The 18,242-nt window shown below is 62.0% G+C and carries 21 protein-coding genes; all 21 read right to left on the bottom strand.

Annotated elements, in window-relative coordinates; translation table 11 throughout:
- Positions 1-345, bottom strand: a complete 345-nt coding sequence (locus tag Q0Z69_RS07750; protein ID WP_298031702.1) for a hypothetical protein — start codon at positions 343-345, stop codon at positions 1-3.
- Entirely contained in the window at positions 345-1,667 is a 1,323-nt protein-coding gene (locus Q0Z69_RS07745; RefSeq protein WP_298031699.1) for an SH3 domain-containing protein, read from the bottom strand. The genes Q0Z69_RS07750 and Q0Z69_RS07745 overlap by 1 nt, the downstream gene beginning before the upstream one ends.
- The gene (locus tag Q0Z69_RS07740) at positions 1,664-1,876 is read right to left on the bottom strand and encodes a tail protein X (RefSeq protein ID WP_298031697.1); all 213 of its coding nucleotides are present in this window, start codon (positions 1,874-1,876) and stop codon (positions 1,664-1,666) included. The genes Q0Z69_RS07745 and Q0Z69_RS07740 overlap by 4 nt, the downstream gene beginning before the upstream one ends.
- The gene (locus tag Q0Z69_RS07735) at positions 1,873-5,409 is read right to left on the bottom strand and encodes a phage tail tape measure protein (protein ID WP_298031694.1); all 3,537 of its coding nucleotides are present in this window, start codon (positions 5,407-5,409) and stop codon (positions 1,873-1,875) included. The genes Q0Z69_RS07740 and Q0Z69_RS07735 overlap by 4 nt, the downstream gene beginning before the upstream one ends.
- Before the next feature lie 18 nt (positions 5,410-5,427).
- Positions 5,428-5,586, bottom strand: a complete 159-nt coding sequence (locus tag Q0Z69_RS07730; protein ID WP_298031690.1) for a hypothetical protein — start codon at positions 5,584-5,586, stop codon at positions 5,428-5,430.
- Positions 5,587-5,627: 41 nt separating this feature from the next.
- Positions 5,628-6,071 carry a phage tail assembly protein gene (locus Q0Z69_RS07725; RefSeq protein WP_298031687.1) on the bottom strand — a complete coding sequence of 148 codons (444 nt, stop codon included), beginning with the start codon at positions 6,069-6,071 and terminating at the stop codon, positions 5,628-5,630.
- Positions 6,072-6,113: 42 nt separating this feature from the next.
- Positions 6,114-6,629, bottom strand: a complete 516-nt coding sequence (locus Q0Z69_RS07720; RefSeq protein WP_298031684.1) for a phage major tail tube protein — start codon at positions 6,627-6,629, stop codon at positions 6,114-6,116.
- A gap of 18 nt (positions 6,630-6,647) precedes the next feature.
- Positions 6,648-8,063, bottom strand: coding sequence for a phage tail protein (locus Q0Z69_RS07715; protein ID WP_298031681.1), 1,416 nt, complete (start codon positions 8,061-8,063; stop codon positions 6,648-6,650).
- A 13-nt stretch (positions 8,064-8,076) separates the two neighbouring features.
- Positions 8,077-8,439 carry a hypothetical protein gene (locus Q0Z69_RS07710; protein WP_298031678.1) on the bottom strand — a complete coding sequence of 121 codons (363 nt, stop codon included), beginning with the start codon at positions 8,437-8,439 and terminating at the stop codon, positions 8,077-8,079.
- A complete protein-coding gene (locus tag Q0Z69_RS07705) occupies positions 8,405-8,926 on the bottom strand; it encodes a hypothetical protein (RefSeq protein ID WP_298031675.1) in 522 nt (173 codons plus the stop codon). Before Q0Z69_RS07705 ends, Q0Z69_RS07710 begins: the two co-directional genes overlap by 35 nt.
- Positions 8,927-8,929: 3 nt before the next feature.
- Entirely contained in the window at positions 8,930-9,502 is a 573-nt protein-coding gene (locus tag Q0Z69_RS07700; protein WP_298031672.1) for a hypothetical protein, read from the bottom strand.
- Positions 9,499-9,864, bottom strand: coding sequence for a hypothetical protein (locus Q0Z69_RS07695; RefSeq protein ID WP_298031669.1), 366 nt, complete (start codon positions 9,862-9,864; stop codon positions 9,499-9,501). The genes Q0Z69_RS07700 and Q0Z69_RS07695 overlap by 4 nt, the downstream gene beginning before the upstream one ends.
- Positions 9,861-10,319 carry a hypothetical protein gene (locus Q0Z69_RS07690; RefSeq protein WP_298031667.1) on the bottom strand — a complete coding sequence of 153 codons (459 nt, stop codon included), beginning with the start codon at positions 10,317-10,319 and terminating at the stop codon, positions 9,861-9,863. Before Q0Z69_RS07690 ends, Q0Z69_RS07695 begins: the two co-directional genes overlap by 4 nt.
- 158 nt (positions 10,320-10,477) lie before the next feature.
- Positions 10,478-10,834, bottom strand: coding sequence for a hypothetical protein (locus Q0Z69_RS07685; RefSeq protein WP_298031664.1), 357 nt, complete (start codon positions 10,832-10,834; stop codon positions 10,478-10,480).
- On the bottom strand, positions 10,834-11,919 hold the full coding sequence (locus Q0Z69_RS07680) for a major capsid protein (protein WP_298031661.1): 1,086 nt from the start codon (positions 11,917-11,919) through the stop codon (positions 10,834-10,836). Before Q0Z69_RS07680 ends, Q0Z69_RS07685 begins: the two co-directional genes overlap by 1 nt.
- A gap of 15 nt (positions 11,920-11,934) precedes the next feature.
- Positions 11,935-12,330: a head decoration protein gene (locus Q0Z69_RS07675; protein WP_298031656.1), complete on the bottom strand. Its 396-nt coding sequence runs from the start codon at positions 12,328-12,330 to the stop codon at positions 11,935-11,937.
- Positions 12,331-12,335: 5 nt separating this feature from the next.
- Positions 12,336-13,577, bottom strand: a complete 1,242-nt coding sequence (locus Q0Z69_RS07670) for a head maturation protease, ClpP-related (RefSeq protein ID WP_298031654.1) — start codon at positions 13,575-13,577, stop codon at positions 12,336-12,338.
- Positions 13,574-15,229 (bottom strand): phage portal protein, encoded by a 1,656-nt coding sequence (locus Q0Z69_RS07665; protein ID WP_298031650.1) that lies wholly within the window; start codon positions 15,227-15,229, stop codon positions 13,574-13,576. Before Q0Z69_RS07665 ends, Q0Z69_RS07670 begins: the two co-directional genes overlap by 4 nt.
- 105 nt (positions 15,230-15,334) lie before the next feature.
- Entirely contained in the window at positions 15,335-15,592 is a 258-nt protein-coding gene (locus Q0Z69_RS07660) for a hypothetical protein (protein WP_298031648.1), read from the bottom strand.
- A gap of 10 nt (positions 15,593-15,602) precedes the next feature.
- Positions 15,603-17,546 carry a phage terminase large subunit family protein gene (locus Q0Z69_RS07655; RefSeq protein ID WP_298031645.1) on the bottom strand — a complete coding sequence of 648 codons (1,944 nt, stop codon included), beginning with the start codon at positions 17,544-17,546 and terminating at the stop codon, positions 15,603-15,605.
- Positions 17,536-18,096, bottom strand: coding sequence for a hypothetical protein (locus Q0Z69_RS07650; protein WP_298031643.1), 561 nt, complete (start codon positions 18,094-18,096; stop codon positions 17,536-17,538). Before Q0Z69_RS07650 ends, Q0Z69_RS07655 begins: the two co-directional genes overlap by 11 nt.
- Between the last annotated feature and the right edge of the window lie 146 nt (positions 18,097-18,242).

The following is an 18,242-nucleotide window of genomic DNA, read 5'->3' as shown; positions in this document are numbered from 1 at the left end:
TCAGATCCCCCCTAAGATGTAGCCGTCCCCGTCCCGCACCGGCAGGTACAGGACGAGGACGGTGTCATTGACTTTGGGCATCCAATAGGTCAGATGGGAGCCGGGAAGATGGTCGTGCGCCGGCTCTGTACTTGCGGAGCCGCCGCCGGTGTAGGTGTCGGTGATGACATGCGTATGCTCCATATCCGGCTCGATGTAGAAATTCGCGCCGTAGTGCTGAATCACAGGGAGCCAGTCCGATGTGATGCCCGTGTTGCGGAACTTGACGCGGGCCTTCCGCTGGCCGCTTTTGATGTCGGTTACGGTGCCGACCTGGACAAGTCTTTCGAGGATGGCGTCGTCCATCAGTATCCCTCCAATACTCGCCGGAGCGTTACCTGCACCGTGTAGCCGCTGCCGGAAACGGTGTGCTTCGCCTGCTTCACGATATACTTGCCGTCCCAGGCGCCCCAGCCCTCCAGGGTCATGGTCACGCCGGCGACGATGTCCGGGTTCCCGGGCATCGTGAAGGTGGCGGTCTTGGCGTACTTGTTATGCAGCCGCAGATATTTCTCGGCCAGGGTCTTGGCCTCGCCCACGCTGGACACCTTGGCGGTGATCTCCAGCTGCTGGTTGTTCTTCGCGTCCTCCTTGTAATCCTCCACCTTGGCCACCGCCGCGATGCAGGCGCCGCTCGGCTGCACATAGCTGACGCGGCAGGAGGAATACTGCGCCTCCGCCGTGCCGATGTTCAGACTGTACTTGGTGTAGCTGTTCCCGCCTTTGCGAATCGTAAAGGCGGCCGGCTTGGATTCATAGTCGGCCTGGTCGAACAGGATCAGAAGATTGTTGGTAACCTTTAGAGAGATGCCCGCGCCGTGGCACAGGACGGAGAGGAACGAGATGTCGCTCTCGTTCCTCTGCTCCACGCGCTCATAGTACGGGTCGCTGACGGAGAGGAACATACAGGTCATGCCGTTGCCAGCCGCCATCTCATTGGCGATGCCGGACAGGTTGTACGCCTCCCACGCCTTGGATTTCTTGGTCTGGCGGATCTGAGAGGAAAAAGGCAGCGCGGCCGCCTTAAAGGTCAGGGAGCTGGGCGGGCCGCTCGCGGCCACGGTATCCAGCTCGAATTGCCCGCAGTCCAGCACCTTGTCCGAGCCGTCCCCGTTCCAGTTCTGGCGGATGATGACGGCCTGGAGCTTGAAGCCGGTCTTGCCGGCCGCGGCCGGTGCTGCCTCGCTGCTCTCGCCGGTCTGCGTGATGTAGCTGGCGCTGACATAGGCGGATTTGCCGTTGTAGTCGATGGACGCCCATCCGTTCTCAATGGACTTGACTTGAATGACCGTCCCGCACACCAGCGCCCCATAGCGGGAATAGCTCGTTCCCGGCCCGGAGCGGACATTCAGCCCTATCTTGGGAGTTACCTTGTAGCTGGTGGTTCCTCCGCCTCCTGCGGCCTCTCCTGCGCCGACAGAGGCCGCCGCGTCGACCATGGCGGGAATCCATTTGGTAAGCCAGATCCCCTCCCGGTCATGGAGCTTGATTTGCAGGTCGTCGGATTCGTCCTCCTCGTTGTCGATGTAGGTGAGCGAATCCAGGTAGGGGCGGATGTCCTTGGTGATATCCGCCCCCTGCGCTGAAATCTGGACCAGCGCGCGCCTGGCCATGTTCTTATCGCTCATCCGGCCACCTGCTTCCACGGGGGCAATGTGCTGCTGGGGTTGGCGACGGGGTCAGGCAGTTTGAGCGTGACGCCGGCGGGGAAAGTGAGGTAGTCCAGGTATTGCGAATTCAGCTGCATGAGCTTATCCGTGTAGGCCACATCCCCAAGCTGGGTAAAGGCGATGGTGTCCCACATGTCCCCCTGGACGGTGGTATAGGTCTTGCTCAAATCGTCACCCTCCTTCTGTCTGCGTCCGCCTCTTCGATGACCGCCAGCACGCGCTCGGCAAAGTCATCTCCGTAATCGCGCAGCGCCTCAACGGTTTCCGGCGTGGCGTTCCCGGCAATCTCAAAGATTACCTGGAGCTGGATGCCTCCGCCGTAGCCGCCGTCTATGGCGCTGAGCGCCCCGCCGGCGGTCATGCCGGACAGCGCGGAGAGCAGCTGCGGGGCAAAGGCCATGATTTGATAGCTGTCGGCGCTCGCAGCGTCCACGCCGGCGCCAATGGCTTCGGACATCGCCTTTTGCAGATCCGGCTCCAGAGCTTCGGTTTCCTTGATGTAACCGGCCCAGGTCATATCTGCCTTTTCCTGCATGACGCGGGACGGGCTGTGGATGTCCAGTTTGGCGTCGATGGCGTCAATGGCTGCCTGCGCGATGCGGGAGTAAGCCGCCTCCACCTGCGGCTGCATGGCTGCCGCGCCGTCAATGAAGCCCTGGATGGTGGCCTTGCCGCTCTCCGCAGCTTCAGTCCCCAGGTCCATGGCCTCGATATCGGCGGCAAGCTCTTCCTGCAACTCGTCCATGGTGGCGGTGAAGTCGGTCTTGAGGTCTGCGATGCTGCCGGAGGCTTCCTCCTGCTGTGCCTGAAGTTCCTGCCAGTTGGCCACCATTGCGGCCAGATCCTCGTCGCTGGCGCTGGCCATGCCGGCGATGGCGTTGACGCTTTCCTCGCTGCCGTCCGCAAAGGACGCGATCATGTCGCTCAGGCCCTCGATGTCCCCGGCCCGGTCGGTCAGGGATTGCAGGTTGGCATTGTAGTCCTGCCAGTAGGTGATCTGACTCTCCAGCGCGGAGTTGATGATGCTGGCGCTGGTTTCGACTACGGCGGCCGCCTCGTCCCAAAGGGCATATTGGCCGCTGATGCTGCTATATGCCGCGCCGTAGGCCTCGTTGTACGCTTCGGTCAGCTCGGCCATGCGGCTGGTGACGCTCTCGATTGCGCCGTTCAGTTCGGCTGTCTGCTGGGCGGCTTCCTCGGATACGCCGGTGGCGGTTTCGGTCGCTGCCATCAAGCTCTGCACGGCCTCTTCGGCGGACGCGATCTCGGCCTCGGCCTCGGCCACCGCCTCGGCGTCCTCCTCCATGGCCTTGTTGTAATTCTTGATGGACTTCTCCGCGATGCGGATCTCGTCGTTGGTGTCATAGATGGAATCTTGCAGATCCCAGTATTCATCGGTCAAAAAGCTGGTGGCATCGGCATACCAGCCGTACTCTTCGTAGTAGGCATCCGCCTGTTCCTGGGCATCGGCCCACAGCTCGTCCATGCGCGCATAGGTGTCGGTGAGCTTTTGGTTGGCCGTATCCAGGTCAGCTTGTGCCTTGGTCAGTCCGATGCTGTTCTGCTCGGCCTCGATCAGCACGGCGGAGTAGCTTTCGTACATGGCGGTGAGCTGGTCCTGGTACGCCTGCTGCATGGCGTTTTGCCGCCACGCCTCGGTGTTGGCGCGCAGGGCCTCGGTGCCGCCCTCGATGCTGTTGGTCTCCAGGTCGATATGATCTGCCAGCTCCGGGACGACCTGGCAGAGCAGAGCCAGGGTATTGTGATACTGCTGCTGTTCCTCGGTGGAGAGGCTGGCGTAGTCGCCCATTTCCTCCAGCTTGGAGATGTAGGTGTCCGCGACACCGGCGGCGGCCATGATCGCCGTAGCGGTTTCCTGATAGGCGCTCTTGGCGTCCTCCATCGTTTCGCCCATCTCCCGGGCGGCCTCGGTCAGCTCTTTGACAGAGGGGACGCCCTCGTTGGCGGCGGATACCAGGGCAACGATTCCGGCGGTCAGCGCGGAAACTGCACCAACTGCCAGCATAATTGGCCCCGCGACAGTGAAAAGAGAGGCAAGGTTGAGCGCTTGAATTACTTTCACTACCGCTGCATAGGCGGTCAGGGCGACGACTGCCGTGCCGACGACGGCCACGAACGCGGCGATAGCCTTGACCAGCGCCGGGTGCTGGCTTATGAATTTGCTGATCCCGCCGAACAGGTCAGCGGCCACCGCGTACAATTCGCGCATGACCGGCGTGAACTGCTCGCCGATGCTCATTTTGAGGCCGTCCCAGGCGGATTGCATCAGCACCAGCTCGCCGTTCATGTTGTCGAGCTTGATGTCAGCCATGCGCTGGGCCGCGCCGGAGCAGTCGTTGATGGTGGCGGTCAGGGAGCCGTAGTCCTCCTCGGTCGCATTGAGGATAGCCAGCAGGCCGTTGTAGCCGCGCGCGCCGGCGATGGCCATGGCGTTGTTGACGCGCTCGGCCTCGGTCATCTGGTCGAAGTATCCGCGCAGCTCGTCGATGGTAGAGCCAAAGCTCTTCATGGTGCCGTCTGCTTTGATGGCGGAATACTCATACTCACCGAATGCGTTGCTGGTGAGGGTGACGCCCTCCAGGAGCCCGTTAAAGGTGTTCTTCAAGGCTGTGCCGGCAACGCTGCCCTTGACGCCGCTGTTGGCCATCAGACCGACAGCGACGGCCACATCTTCGACGCTGTACCCCAAGGCGCCCGCGATAGAGGCGCAGTTCTTGAAGGTCTCTCCCATGATGGAAACGCTGGTGTTGGAACTCGTCGCTGCTGCTGCCAGGACATCGGAGAAGTGTGCCGTATCCGCCGCTGTGAGGCCGAATGCGCTCAGGTTGTCGGTGACAATGTCAGACACCATGGCCAAGTCCTCACCGGACGCTGCGGCCAGTTGCAACACGCCGTCCATGCCGTTAAGCATCTCGGTCGCGTCCCATCCGGCCATGGCCATGTAACCCATGGCGTCGGCGGATTCCTCGGCGGTGAATTTGGTGGTCGCGCCCAGCTCTTTGGCCAGCGCGCTCAGCTCGGCCATCTCGTCGCCGGTGGCCCCGGACAGAGCCTCGACATTGGACATGGCGTATTCAAAGTCGCCCGCCGTGCGCACACATTCCATGTACGCCTCGGAGATCTCTTTCAGGGCGGTTGCAACGCCCGCTGCGACGATGGCATTGCCGACGGCATTAAAGGCCTCGACGGACTGTGTGCCGAAGTTCTGAGCGCCCTTGGCGGCCTCCTCCTGCTTGGCTTTCAGCTCGCCCATCTGCGTCCCCAGGCGGGCGCTCTCTTTTTCAAGTGCGCTGGTGTCAACGCCCGCTTCGCGCAGGGCGGAGTCCATCTGCTGGAGCTTCTGGGTCTGCTGATTCAGGGACGCCGTGGTGCGGTCGATTTGCTGCTGCTTGGACAGCAGCTTATTTTGCAGGTCGGAGGAATACTCCCCGGTTTCCTTGATCTCGCGCTGGATATTGTCATACTGCTTCTGGAGCAGAGCCAGCTTGTTCCGGGTCGCCTCCACCGACTGCTGCTGTTTCTGATATGCGGAAATATCGCTCTGGGTCTTGCTGAGGGCCTGGATCTCTTTCTGCATGGCCACCAACTGCTGCTGGGCCTTGCTGAAAGTTCCGCTGTAACTACTTCCCAGCTGCGCATTGAGCTGGAATAGCATCTCATATTCCTTGCGGGAAGCCATGCGTGCCCTCCTTTCCCGTTATTTTCGTCGGTGTGCTTGCTTGATGCTTTGCCTCGCCCGCTGCCGCTCGGCGTTCTCTTTTTCGACTATGGCGTTGCTGGCCTTGATCCATGCGACCAAGTCAGGCAGCGGCAGGGACAGCCAGAACGAAACAGGCGTGTTGTTGTTCTTGGCCATAATGAGGCATTGAGTACGGAGCCATTTCCCGCCGTCGCCGGTTACAGCCCCAAGCGAAGTAAAAAACTGCGCGCTCTCCCGCGGATGCGGTTGTAGTCCGCAATCGGCATGCGCCGGAACGCATCAATGCCTACCCGGCGGCCGTTGACGGTGGTGGTGCAGGCGCGCATGGCCATGCGGAGCAGGTACTCGCCGGAGAACTCCAGCGCGATGACGGCCTTGCCCATCATCTGCAGCTCGTTCTCAATGGCAAGGCTGTCCTCGGCGGTCAGCCCCGCCCAGTCGAAGGTCAGCTCTTCCACGGGGGTCCCGTCGACCATGAACGGGCGGGAGAAGGTGTGCGTATAGGTGCCGGTGCTTTCCTTAGCTTCCGCCTCGGCCACAGCGAACTCGGCAGGGTCGACGGCGGCCGGCACGTCGGCGGCGGCGCTGTCGGGGGCGTTGATGATGTCGTTATCCATGGTGGTACTCCTTTCCAAATTCAAAGAAAATGCCCGTGGCGGGTTTCCCCACCACGGGCTGTTTGGTTACTTGCCCAGCTTCTTGCGCAGGTCGGCGCAGTAGTCCACGCCGTCAACTTCGCAGATCTGGTTGAAGGGGTCGATCTCCCACTTCTTCACGCCCTCCTTGTAGGCGGCGTAGTAGTACACGCTGTACTCGCCGTTGGCGTCGGAGGCCGTCGCGGGGGCAACGGAGCCGGGGTTGATGGACTTGGGGACGATGGTCATCACATACTTATCCATCAGGAGCTGCTTTTCCAGGGCGACAGTATCCCAATACTGCTCCACGGCGCGCAGCTCGATCTGGTGCTTCTTGGGCGCGCCCAGGCGGGCGGCCGCAACGGTAGCGTCCCGGAAATTCATGGTCAGGCTCATGGCCTGGATCATGCCAGCCAGGGGCGTCTCCACGGTGCCGGTCACGCCGGCGCCGGTGATGGAGGCGGTCATGTATGCGATGTTCGGCAGGGTGACGCTGGCAATGCCGATCAGGTCAACGCCGTCCTCATACACATAAAAGTCAATATAGGCTTCAGGCTGCTGCATTACTTATTCCTCCCTTCATCACGCCTGGAGCGCGGCGGTCACATAGGACGCGTCGTATTCCAGGACGAAGTCGATCTCCTGAGCGGGGCTGGGCGGGGTGATGTAGATATGGATCTTGACGATGCCCGCCATGAGATTGGTCAGCGGGTTCTCCGCCTCCAGCATCTCCACGCGAGCGCCCAGGAGGTAGCCGCTGCCCACCAGGCCGTTGAGCCAGATGTTGGCGGTGTCCATGACGGTGTCCAGCAGACGCCGGTTCATCGGCTTGTCCAGCTTGCTCCAGAAGGTGCGCACCAGGCTATTGCCGACCCAGCTAAACATGCGATTGACGGGAATGAAGTAGTCCTTGACATCGGTGTTGCTGGGATAGCACGCGGTGTAGTTGCCCCAGGCCACCCAGCCGCTCATGAAGTTGAGGGCGGTGACGATGCCGTTGCCGTTGAGGATATTGGCCTGGGTCAGCGTCAGGTCGACCTCGGTGCCGTCCTCCAGGCACAGACCGTCCATCTGGAGATTCTTGTTGGACGGGCTCTCATAGGGGCAGCCGCCGTTGTCGGTATCCACCTGAGCCATCAGGCCGGCCAGCTGCGTCGACAGATGGAACTTGTACTCGCCCAGCTTGACCATGGGCCAGCACGCGATCTCGTCATCATCGACGATGTTGGCGCCGGTCTTTTTGGTCAGGACATCGTCATAGGACCGCGCGCCGGAAGCGCCGGTGTCGATGTCGATAAGAGCCTTGGCCGTAAACAGGCCGTTGATGCTGCCCGCCTTGGTGGCCATGACGGCGGCCACGGTGGACTCATGGGAGAAGCCGGGGGCGCAGATCAGGTCGGGGACGATGCCCAGCTTGGTCAGGCACAGCTCCACGCTCTCCATCGCAGAGGCGATGTTGGCGGCGACGACGGTGGAGGGGGTGACCTTGTTGTAGGACACCTTCAAAGTTTCCTCGTCATACGCGCCGCCGTCGGCCAGCAGCTCAATGACAAGGAACTCCCCATCGTAGTAAGCGCTGTAATCGGTGCCCTTGCTCAGCTCGTCGCTCTCCTCCTTGGTCACCTTGAGATTGTCGTCGTTGATGGCGGCGATAGGCAGCTTGACCTTGTGATCGGTCACCGGCTGGCTCTCTTCCTCCTGGGACTCGGTCATGGAGGCGGGGTCAAGCACATTGACCATGATGACCGGCTGCGCCGCAAAGAGCTTGAAGTGCGAATACATGAACTCGCAAAGGGTGTAGTTCTTCCAGTCGTCCGAGTACCCCAGCTTCTCCACCGCCTCGGCCCAGCTCGTGCAGAGGACGGGGGTGCCCGCCGCAGCGGGGGAAGCGGCGGTATGCACAGGCGCCAGACCGACCACGAAGGGAACGCCGGACTCCGCGACAACGGGAGTGCTGACGCTGGTCGCCTGCTCAGACACATAGACGCCATGATTCATACAGTTTTCCTCCTTACTTGATGCCCTTGGCCAGCGCGTGATAGTTCACATACAACAGGTTTCCGGGCTTTTTGACTTTGATGTGATCCTCCGGGAGCGTGGAGCTCCCGACAATCAGGGTGGCGATAAGGGGATACCGCTCAATGGCGCCGGACAGGGAGGCGATAACCTCCTGCTTGCTGCCGGTGAACACGGTTCCCCTCTGGATTACGCCGATGATGGTCGGGCCAAGGTAGACGCAGAAATCGTCGCGTCTCTCGGGCTTTTTGGCCGTCTTTCCCTTGGCTCGCTTTGCGGGGGCCGGAGCGCGGGTCACCTCGCCGGTCTCCGCAGGCACAGCCTCAACGGAGGCTGCCGGGATTTTCTGATCTGCCATAAGGTAGCACCTCTCTTCTGACTTCCGGGAGCTTCCACATGGATACCATCTCCCCAGCGAAATACGGGGCGGTGTCGTCGGGGTAGAGCAGGTATTCCAGGCCGGTGTCAAGGTCAAGCTCAAACTGCCTGCCAATGACGACCTTGCGCAGCAGCTCAATGCGCAGCCGCTCCATGAGGTTGAGCAGCATGAGCGCCCCCTCTTCCTCGTTCTCGGAATAGACGCAGAAGATGGAGCGCACCTGGGCTTTCGATTCGAGCCGCTGTCCGCCGGGCTGCTGGTCGCTGCCGGTGATGATTTGATGGATGATATACGGGGCTTTCTTGAATGCGGCGGTGCCGTCCGGGAGGCGCATGCGATAGACCTGTGCGGCGCGGGGCTCGGGGGGCGCTTTGTCCTCCTTCTGCTGCCTGACCGGCAGGATCAGGTCTTTGATGGCCTCCTCGGTAAAAGCCTTTAGCTGGTCTAACAGGGTTACTCGGTCCATGGATTATCCTCCCCATCCGTTGAGTACGCGCAGGATCTCATGCTCGATGCGCTTGTCGAAGGTGTCCCGGATGGTCTCGTCCATCTTCTCGATGACCGCCTCGGACTGCATCATGTGCGCGGTCGACGGGCCGTACTTCTGCTCCACGGGGAAGCGGGGCGCCCCGACGCGCTCAAAGACAGCGGCTGGCCCAAAGATGCTGGCCACAAAAGCGTGTTCCAGCGTGGCCGCGCCGCCGTTGCGCTTCACCTGGGTCTGCACCAGACCGTCCTTGGAGAAGCGCGTGTTGAATGTCAGCAGGGGCAGCACCCGCCCGGCGAAAGAGATTTTCATGCTGGCCACCCCGCCGGCGCCGCCGGTCAGGCGCGCCTTCTCGGTGACATTCCGCATGAAGTCCCCCTTGCTGATGGTGTACTCGGCGGCGGCGAACTGTCCGGCCTTGGTCTTGGCGGAGTCCCCGGCACGCTTTAGGGCGGCAGACGCCGCTTTCCAGACGCCGCCGGGAACGCCGGCCAAAATCTTATTGAGCCGCTCCAGGCTCTGGCCGCCGACATCGTCAACGGTGATGACACTCATTCGTCAATCGCCTCCAATTCCACCCGGAGCATACCCATCTCGCAGACGGAGGAAGCGACATAGAACTCCCGGAAGAATCCGACGGCGCCCTCCTCGTCATTGATGCGGATGCGCTGCCCTTTCTCGGGCTGGTGGCCGTCCAGGTCGGACAGCGCACAATGCAGGACAGAGGAAACGAGAAAAAGCCCCTGGACATGGTCACTCGTCAGCTGGCGGCGATCCTGCTCTTTGAGGCCGGACATCACAATGGGAATATCCTGATAGACCGCCCCATCGTACTGGATGGTCCGCCGCTCGGCGTACTCGTCCAGGTTGAGAAAAACGCTGTGGACATCCTCCGCGACCATGTCTTTGAAGCTCATTCTACCGGCCCCTCCACGCTGAGGTCGGGAGGGGTGCCGCCCTGGACGGTATCGTCATCGTCCTGGTCGTCCCCGCCCTCGTCCTCGCCGCCGTCGGCATTGCCGCCGGTGTCCTCGTCGCTGCCCTCGCCGTTGGAGGTCTGCCCGCTCCCGTCATCGCCCCCGGGCTGGTCGCCCTCGTCGGGGTCGGTGTCCGGCCCGGGCGTGACCTCTGCGGAAGTGATGGCGGCGATGTAGTCTGCTTTGAGCTTGCACTTGGACACATCGACGCCCATCTTTTCCGCCAGCTCGGTCAACTGCTTGACGGTCAGCTTGTCGAGCTGGACGGGGTCAAGCGTGGCCTTTTCCGGCTCGTTAGAGCCGCCGTCGCCACCGGGAATGTTGTCGCCCGCCCCGGAGCCGTCCTCGCCGTTGGAGGGCGTTGCAACGGGCGCAGCGGGGTAATCCTCGATCACTTCCGCGGCGTCGAGCGCAACAAGGCGCATCGCCTCCTCGTCAGGAACCGTAACGGTGCCGCCGGCATAGACGGTCTTGACCCGCCTGGTGCCGGGCGGCGTATAGCCGTAGCCGCCGCAAAGGATTTTCACTTTCTTCACGATATAGCCTCCTGTTCTTACTGCTGCTCCAGTGTCAGCCCGCCGGCGCTGTAAACAGCCTCGGCGGATTCGCCGTTCCGCTCGACCTTGACCGTCAGGGTGTCCTCCGTAGAGTCCACCTTCCAGACGACTTCCCGGCTCTCGTCAACAGGCTTGTCCTGGACGGCGCTGGTGGAAATCTTCACATCGGCGTCCGCAGGAGCCACGATCTTGGTCGCCAGGAAGTTCCCCTCGGCTCCCTTGTCGTAGGCCGTGAAGTCCGTCACATGATGGAGCGTCCCATGGAACACATTGCTGCTGTCAACCGTGACGCCCGATTGCAGCGTACTTACCTCCATGCCCAAAACTTTGGCGTCGTCAGGCAGGGAGGCCATCAAGGGCCCACGCCAATGACCTTTTCGGCAAAGATGTAGGGGCAGTAGTTCCTGGGCGCGGCCAGAGGACGGGCACCCAGGCGCAGCTTACGGATATCGTTGGGCTGATCCAGAATGAACTTAGGCACACGGGCCGCCGCATGGGAAGTGAAGTCGGTGGAGCCGAAGTCGATCTGGGTGATCTGGCCATACATCAGGTGGCCGCAGCCGGGGGCGGCGACCATAGCGCCGTCAGAGGGGAACATGGTCTGATCCTTGTCCTCTTCGTCCAGGTAACGCTCGTCCACGGAGAACAGGTTGAGCATGAAGCCGCCGAAGTTCAGCACGCCCATGAACACAACGCCGTCGTACTGGGTGAGCTGCTGGCGAATCTCACCGACGATGATGCCGCTGTTCTTGTCCAGCAGCTCGCGCAGCTCCTTGTCCTGGAGGACGCATTCGGCTACATCGGAGCCAAGGATCAGGTCGGAAGCCGGCAGGCCGCGACGGGACAACATGCGGCACATGGCGGTGACATCGGCGCGGAAGTTGCCCTCCGGCGTGTCCCACTTATTGGCCACAGTGTAGGTATGCTCAGACCGCGCCCCATCGAAGAAGGACACATAGAGGACTTCGCCCTTGGTCTTGTCGTCGATGTAGGTCTGCATGGTGCAGGCGTTGTTGATCATGGTCTGGGCGCACATCCACTCCTCGCGGAGCCGGATGCGTCGGTCCATGTCGCTCAGGTCGTCGCGCTGGAGCCGGGCGGCGCGCTCGGCGGGGGTGGAGTTGGCATAGATAGCCTCACCAAAGCCACGCTTGCGCAGGTCGTCCAGGGTCAGCAGGCGGGACGGAGCGATAAACGCCGGCTGGTACTCGTGGATGGCATAGCCCCGGCGATCCATGGGGATGTCGCCCACGCGGTCAGAAACGAACGCGGCCATCTTGCGGTCGCCCTTGCGGTACTCGGTCAGCACCTTGTCGGCGGCAAAGATGTCGCTCTCGCCGGTGGGGAAATACCTGTCGCGGAAGAACGACGCCCGAGGCACGATTTCCTCGGTGATGGCCATGAGGATATAGGTGTCAAAGAAATTCAGCTCATTCATGGTGTTTTTACCTCCTTAGACTGCGGCAGACGCGGCCTTGAACACAATGCCGCGCATACGCAGATTGTCCAGGTCAGCAGCCTTCAGAGCGTACTCGTCCTTGGTGATGACCTTCTCCGGGTCGAAGCAGCCGGCGATATAGACGGGCACGGTCACATCGTCCTTGGTGTCGACCTCGATGTCGTCACAGAGGATGCAGCTGGGGGTGACCTCAGCTCCGTCGGCCATGATGTAAAGCTTGCCGTCCTCTTCGCCGGCCTTGAAGCCCAGGACGGTGCCGCGCTTGTAGGTGACGGCCTCGCCGCTCGCCTTGGCAATGACGCCGCCGCTCACGGAGGGAGGGGGATAGATACCGGTGATCAGGCCGTCAAACTCCATCTCACCGATTTTCGCGCTCAGATTCTTCGCCATCGTGATTACGCCTCCTTCTTGCCAAACAGGCCCTTGACCTGCGCCCTGGCTTTCGCCATGCGCGCCTCGGGGGTGGTGGCCTCGTCCTCGCCGCCGTCACCGTCGTCTGCGCCGGGAGCGGCGGGAACGCCGTTCGCGCCGGATTCGTCGGCATCATCGGCCAGGTCAGCCAGGAACTTCTTGCCGTCCTTCGCCGCTTTCTTGGCGGCGCGGTAGGCCAACTGCTCAGCGGTGCAGGGATGCTCGCCATACTTGGCCTCCTGCACCATCGCGGGGTCAAACAGGCCGGCCACCTCGTCGATTGCGGCGATGCGGTCCCGCTCGGCCTGCGCTGCGCTGGTCGCGTCATTGTCGCCGGCAGCTCTGGCAGCGGCTTCAATCTGCTCGACCAGTTCCGGGTGCTGTGCCCGGAGCTCTTCCATGGTCATAGAGTTTCCTCCTTCATTACTGCCGGTGGTTTCCGGCTGATGTGTATTTGCCGCATCCGGGGTGTCGACCTCGGCTGTGACCGTGGGAATGGTGTCGGGCGCGAACATTCCGGGGGCAAGGTGCATCTTCCGCCCGCGGATAAACAAGGAGCGCCCGTCGGCACTGGCCGCGATGTCAAGAGGCTCTGCATCTTCCATAAGCTCGTCTGCAAAGCCCTTTTCGACGGCCTCTTTGCCGGTCATGTAGGTGGTGCTGCCCATCATGTGCAGCAGGACGGTATCCGACAGCCCGGTTTTCCGGGCGTAGATGGACACCTGGGATTTGTCATAGGCGTCGTTTTGGTTGGCCTGCTGCCGCAGCTCGTCGGAGTTGTAGCCGCCGAACAGGAACACCCAGCACTTGTGGATCATGATAAGGCTGGACGGATTGACCCGGACGGTGTCGCAGGCGCACATGATAAGGGAGCCGCCGGACATGGCCACGCCGTCAACGACGCAGGTCAGGCTCGTCCCGGCATTGGCCAGCTCGCGCAGGCGGTTGTGGATCAGCACGGACACGCCGGCATCACCGCCGCAGCTGTTCATGCGAATCGTAATTGACTTACAGCCAGAGACCTTCTGCAAATCCTCCAGAAACTCGCTCTCGATGATGTAGTTCCCGGGGATAGGCTCGCCGGTCCACGGGTCCACGGGCTGGCTCTCAACGATGTCCCCGTACATCACGATCTCGGCGGCATCGCCGTCCACGGTGGCCATCGTGTAGGTCTGCCGGTTGATGCTGACGGCAGGGGGCCTCCGCCCCTTCTTGGCAATGCTCATGTTTGATTACCTCCTTGGTTGTTTTGCGGCGGCTCGTCGGAGCCGTCCCCGTCGCCGCCGTCTCCGTCGGGTGGCTCGGACTGGACGACCGTGACCTGCTGGCCACCGGCGGTTTTCAGCAGCTCGTTCTCCCGGGCAAGCTGTTCCACATTCTCCTCCCAGTCCCCGCTGCTCATTTCGCGCGTGACCTGGTCGTGGGTCTTGATGGCCTGGTCGACAAGCAGCAGCGCGGCCTCGGCCTCCTTCTTGGGGTCAAGAGATCCCTGGACGGGCCCGATCCACCGCGTACCGCACCAGGCCTCCCGCACCAGCAGGTCAGAGAAAAAGCCCGGGGCTTTGATGCGTCCCAGGGCCACGGCCTCTGCGATAAACAGCTCATAGACGGGCTGGCAGAAGTCCTCCACCAGCCACGCGCGCCGCATTTTGAAAGCCTCCCACGCCTCCAGCAGCGCGCCACGGCTGGCAGAATAGCTGCTGTTGAACTCCTTGACCAGCACATCGTAGGGCAGCTCCAGCGCGGAGCCGACCAGCCGGCACAGGGTTTTGACGAAGGTTTCAAAGCCCGCCGTCGGGATATTCGGATTGCCAAAAGCAATCGTTTCTCCGGGAGCCAGGTGCGCAACCGTCCCGGGGCCCATCTCATACTCGTTGGGGTCATTGGAGATGTTGTCCTCCGGGTTGGTGTCGTCTGGATTGCTGGAGGGGACTCCGGCAATATCGCCGGCGCCGACCTCTCCAAACGGCACCGCCGCCGGGTTGGTCTCCGTCTGAATCCAGGCGGTGAAGAAGCTCTGCACCAGGGCGGCCATCAGCTCGCTTTCCGTGTACCGGCGCAGCTGCAGCAGCGGCTCTATGACCTGGGCCAGATACGGCACGCCACGGTATTGGTCGGGGCGCTCGCTGTCCACGATATGCAGAATGTTAGGTAGGCCGGTCTTTCGCCCGTAGGCCTCCACGCGGGTCCACTTGGGGACTTCGCTGGTGACCTGGAGCGGGTAAACATTGCTGATGTAATAGGCCACCACATGGCCGCTCTCGTCCACCTCGACGCCGTCATAGATCTTGTTGCCGGCGCCGGGCTTCCCCTCCGGGACTTTGCCCTCGGTGAAGCCGCTGACGGTGAGGCCCCCGCCGTACTCCGCCGGCGTGGATACCCGGTCTGCCTCGATTACATGCAGCCGCATGGTGTAGGGGTTCAGCGGCGTGGCCGTTGCCCTCTTGATAAGCACAAAGACATCGCCGCTCATAAGCCAGGACTTCATGACCAGCTGCTGCAAGCCGGCAAACGAATTGAGGCCAAGGGCATCGCAGTTCTGCTTCTTGCACCAGAGCCGCCATTCCGCCTCGGCCTGTTTCTGCCACGCTTTCGCTGCCTCCGGGGCCGCGCCCAGGGTGTCCCGGTCGATGGTGCTGCGCATGGTCAGGCCGGTGCCGACGACCTTGGTGCGGTTGGTGTTGATGGCCGCCGTTGCAACGGGAGAGGCCATATAGAGCATCCGCGCCCGCTGGCGCAGGGTGAAATTGTTGCGGTTGATGTCATCACTGGGAGAGCCACTGTTCGGGCGGAAGCTCTTGAGCGCACGCCGTGTCAGGCTGGCCCCGGCCTCGCTGTACCCTTTGGCCTGGGGCTGGCTTTTTTTCCAGACGATCAAGCTATCATCGCCTCCTATCTCGAAAATAAACAGGCGGCCCGATGGCGAAAGGAGCCACAAACTCCATCGGGCGCCTGTGGTAAAGCCCTTTCGGGCGATTACCCGTCACCAATCCCGGGGGAGAACACCAAAGACCTTGCGCGGCCCTTGGCCGCTCAGCTCGGCGGTCAGCTCGTCGACCCTGTTCTCCATCTCGCGGATCTCTTCGGACAGCACCGGCAGGTCCAGTCGGGTCAGCTGCCGGTCGTCAATCATGTAGCTTTTTACCCCGCCTTTGAGCAGGGCGTTGTAGGCACCATAGAGGCGGTCTAAAGCCTCCTCGCAGAACGCGAGGCGCCTCTTGATGATGGTCTTGCTGGCCATGTTCATCACCTCACCAGTTGTCGTAGTATTTATTCAGCCCGGAGCCGCGCTTTTTCTTTGCGGGGCGCGGGGCGGGGGCGGCAATCGCCGGCGCGGCCGGCGCCCTTGGGGTTTCGCCCCGCGCGGCTTTCAGCTTGCGGTCTATCTCGTCCAGGTTGGCGGGCAGCGCCTTGAACGCGGCCATGGCATAGTTTCGGCAGTCCAGAGCCTCGTTGCGCTCATGGCCGGGGATCTTCTTCCATACCCAGGGCTGCTTTTTGTTCGGGTCATATTCCTTCCGCTCGGACAGCAGGCCGGCGAAAAATCCGGCTCCGTAGTCATCGCGCCGCGGGAAATGGCAATACTTCATGCCCGGGGTCTGTACCCGCAGATTGTCCATGATGATTTCCTTGCCCGCATCGACGCCGAGCTGGTACTGCCAGCAGGTCCCGAGATAGATTTTGTTGATGATGATTTTCTGCTGCTTGGGCGGAGCGGTAAAGGGTCTGTCCTGCCCGGGCATGCCCTTGATGCAGAACACCTTTTTGCGGACGCGCCGCGCGCATTGCTGGCGGACTTCATAGGTGAAGTGCCCGCCCTCGTCCACAAAGGTCATGTTGACGCGCAGCCCCAGGCCGCCCTCGAAGCGGTAAATATGGTCGATGACCTCGTCCAGCTGCTCCCATGTGCTGTCATCATCCGGGCGGCCCATGATGATACCCTTGCGGATACCCCAGGTCTCCCCGAAATGGCCGTGCCCGACGACCTCAAACTCCAGCCGGTCATCTTGCGTGTCGACGCCGCAGGTCAGCACCAGGACGCCGTCCGGCAGTTCGATATCCGTGCCGTCCTCGCGCTTGCCGTAATCCTCCCGGCGGGCCATCAGACTGTCCTCGTCCTCCAGGTCGCCCCGGTCCTCCCAGAGCTGGCCGAAGCAGGTGTTGTAGACGACCTGCAGCTTTTTGCTGCTGCCGGTGGCATTCAGAAACTTCAGGACGATGGACGACCAAGCGGCCCATTGGCTGACAAAGGCATTGAGCCAGAAAGAGCGCGTCCCCTGCTCATAGGCGTCGGGGTTGTCTGCCTCCCAGCGCGCGGGCTGGCGCTTCATGGTATGCTCGTCGGACACGCACCCGCACTCGGGGCAGACATAATAGACCGACTTGATCTTGTAGGTGGTCTTGCCGGCCACCACCGCCTCGTCATATTCAAAGCGGATGTCCGCCCACTGGATTTCATGGTATTCTCCGCAATGGGGACAGCGGGACTTCCACCGCTCCATCGTGCCGGTCGCATAGGCGGCCTCGATGGCGCTGGCGTTCTTGACGGTGGGGGTGCTGACTTCCACAGCCTTGGCATTGTAGAAGGTGGTCTGTCTGGCCATGGCCAGATCCCAGGGGTCGCCCTCGTTGCCGGCGCTCGTCGCCCATCGGTCACGCTCGTCACCGAACACATAGCGGATGGGCTTGGACGCCAGGGCGTGAGCCTCGGTGGAGCCGCACATCGTAAGGATGCCGCCGGGGTATGTCTTTTGCAGAATCGTGTTTGAGCTATCCCGGCTCTTGGGGTCGGACACCTTTTTCCGCAGTGTCGGGCAGTCCCGTATCATCGGGGCAATCCGCAGCTTGGAGTATTCCTTGGCGTCAATGGTCGTCGGGTGGACGAACAGGATGGAGCCGGGGTCCTCGTCGATGATGTATCCGATGCAGTTGTTAAGGAACTCGCTCTTGCCGACCTGGGACGCGGCCACCATGACGATGTGCCGCACCTTTGCGTCGGTGAAGGAGTCCATCACCGCCCGGAGGTATGGGGTGCGCTCGTTCCTCCAGGGGCCGGGCTCGGCGGCGCTCTCCGCCGACAGCCGGCGCCGCTGCTCCGCCCATTGGGACACGGACAGCTCGGCGGGCGGCTGCATGCCGGCCATGACCTTGGAGATGACGCGGTTTAGGCGGATAGCGTTGTACTCATTCGTCATCGTCATCACGCTCCGACCAGTCGCGCCGCTCCCGCACCCGCTCTTCGTATTTCTTGGGGTCGTAGCGATAACCGGCCAGCTCGCGCATGACCTTGTAGACCTCCTTGCGGATTATCTCGGAGGCCTCGGCAGGAGTGTTCGCGGTTACGATGTCAACGGCCAGCCGCCCGGGCAGCGCATTGAGCGCCCCCCGAATGGTGTAGATCAGGTCCTCGGTCATCGCGGCCACATCCTCGGAGCGGTGCATCTTGCCCTGCAGCTCCTGGGCTTCCAGTCTGGCGATGGTCGCCTTGCTGGCTTTCATGGTCGCCTCGGCCTTCCGGCGCCCCTTTTCGATTTTGGCGTCCTCCTCGTCCACGGGGTCGGTGGAAATGAACTTGATATATCGCTGGACGGCATCGGCCAGCCTCAGTCTGCCCTTGGCCACCGTCAGCAGCGTCCCGTCCTGGATCATCTGCTGCACCCGGCGGCCAGACAACCCCAGGACGGAGGCCAGCTCGGTAGTGTTGACCTCGGTATCCTCGGTGATTTTCTGCGTGGTTCCAGCCATATATCAAACTCCTTTCCAGAGAAAACCCGCGAAAGCCGTAAGACCTTCGCGGGTTCCTCTCTTGATACCTGTTCCGGCGTAACGAAATGCCGGAAATTTTCCCTACTAACTGAGCGTTTTTTGGGGTCGACGCGCCCGCGGCTTAG

The organism is uncultured Dysosmobacter sp. (assembly GCF_947631165.1).
Classification (GTDB): domain Bacteria; phylum Bacillota; class Clostridia; order Oscillospirales; family Oscillospiraceae; genus Oscillibacter.
This window is presented reverse-complemented; position numbering and strand designations above follow the sequence as displayed.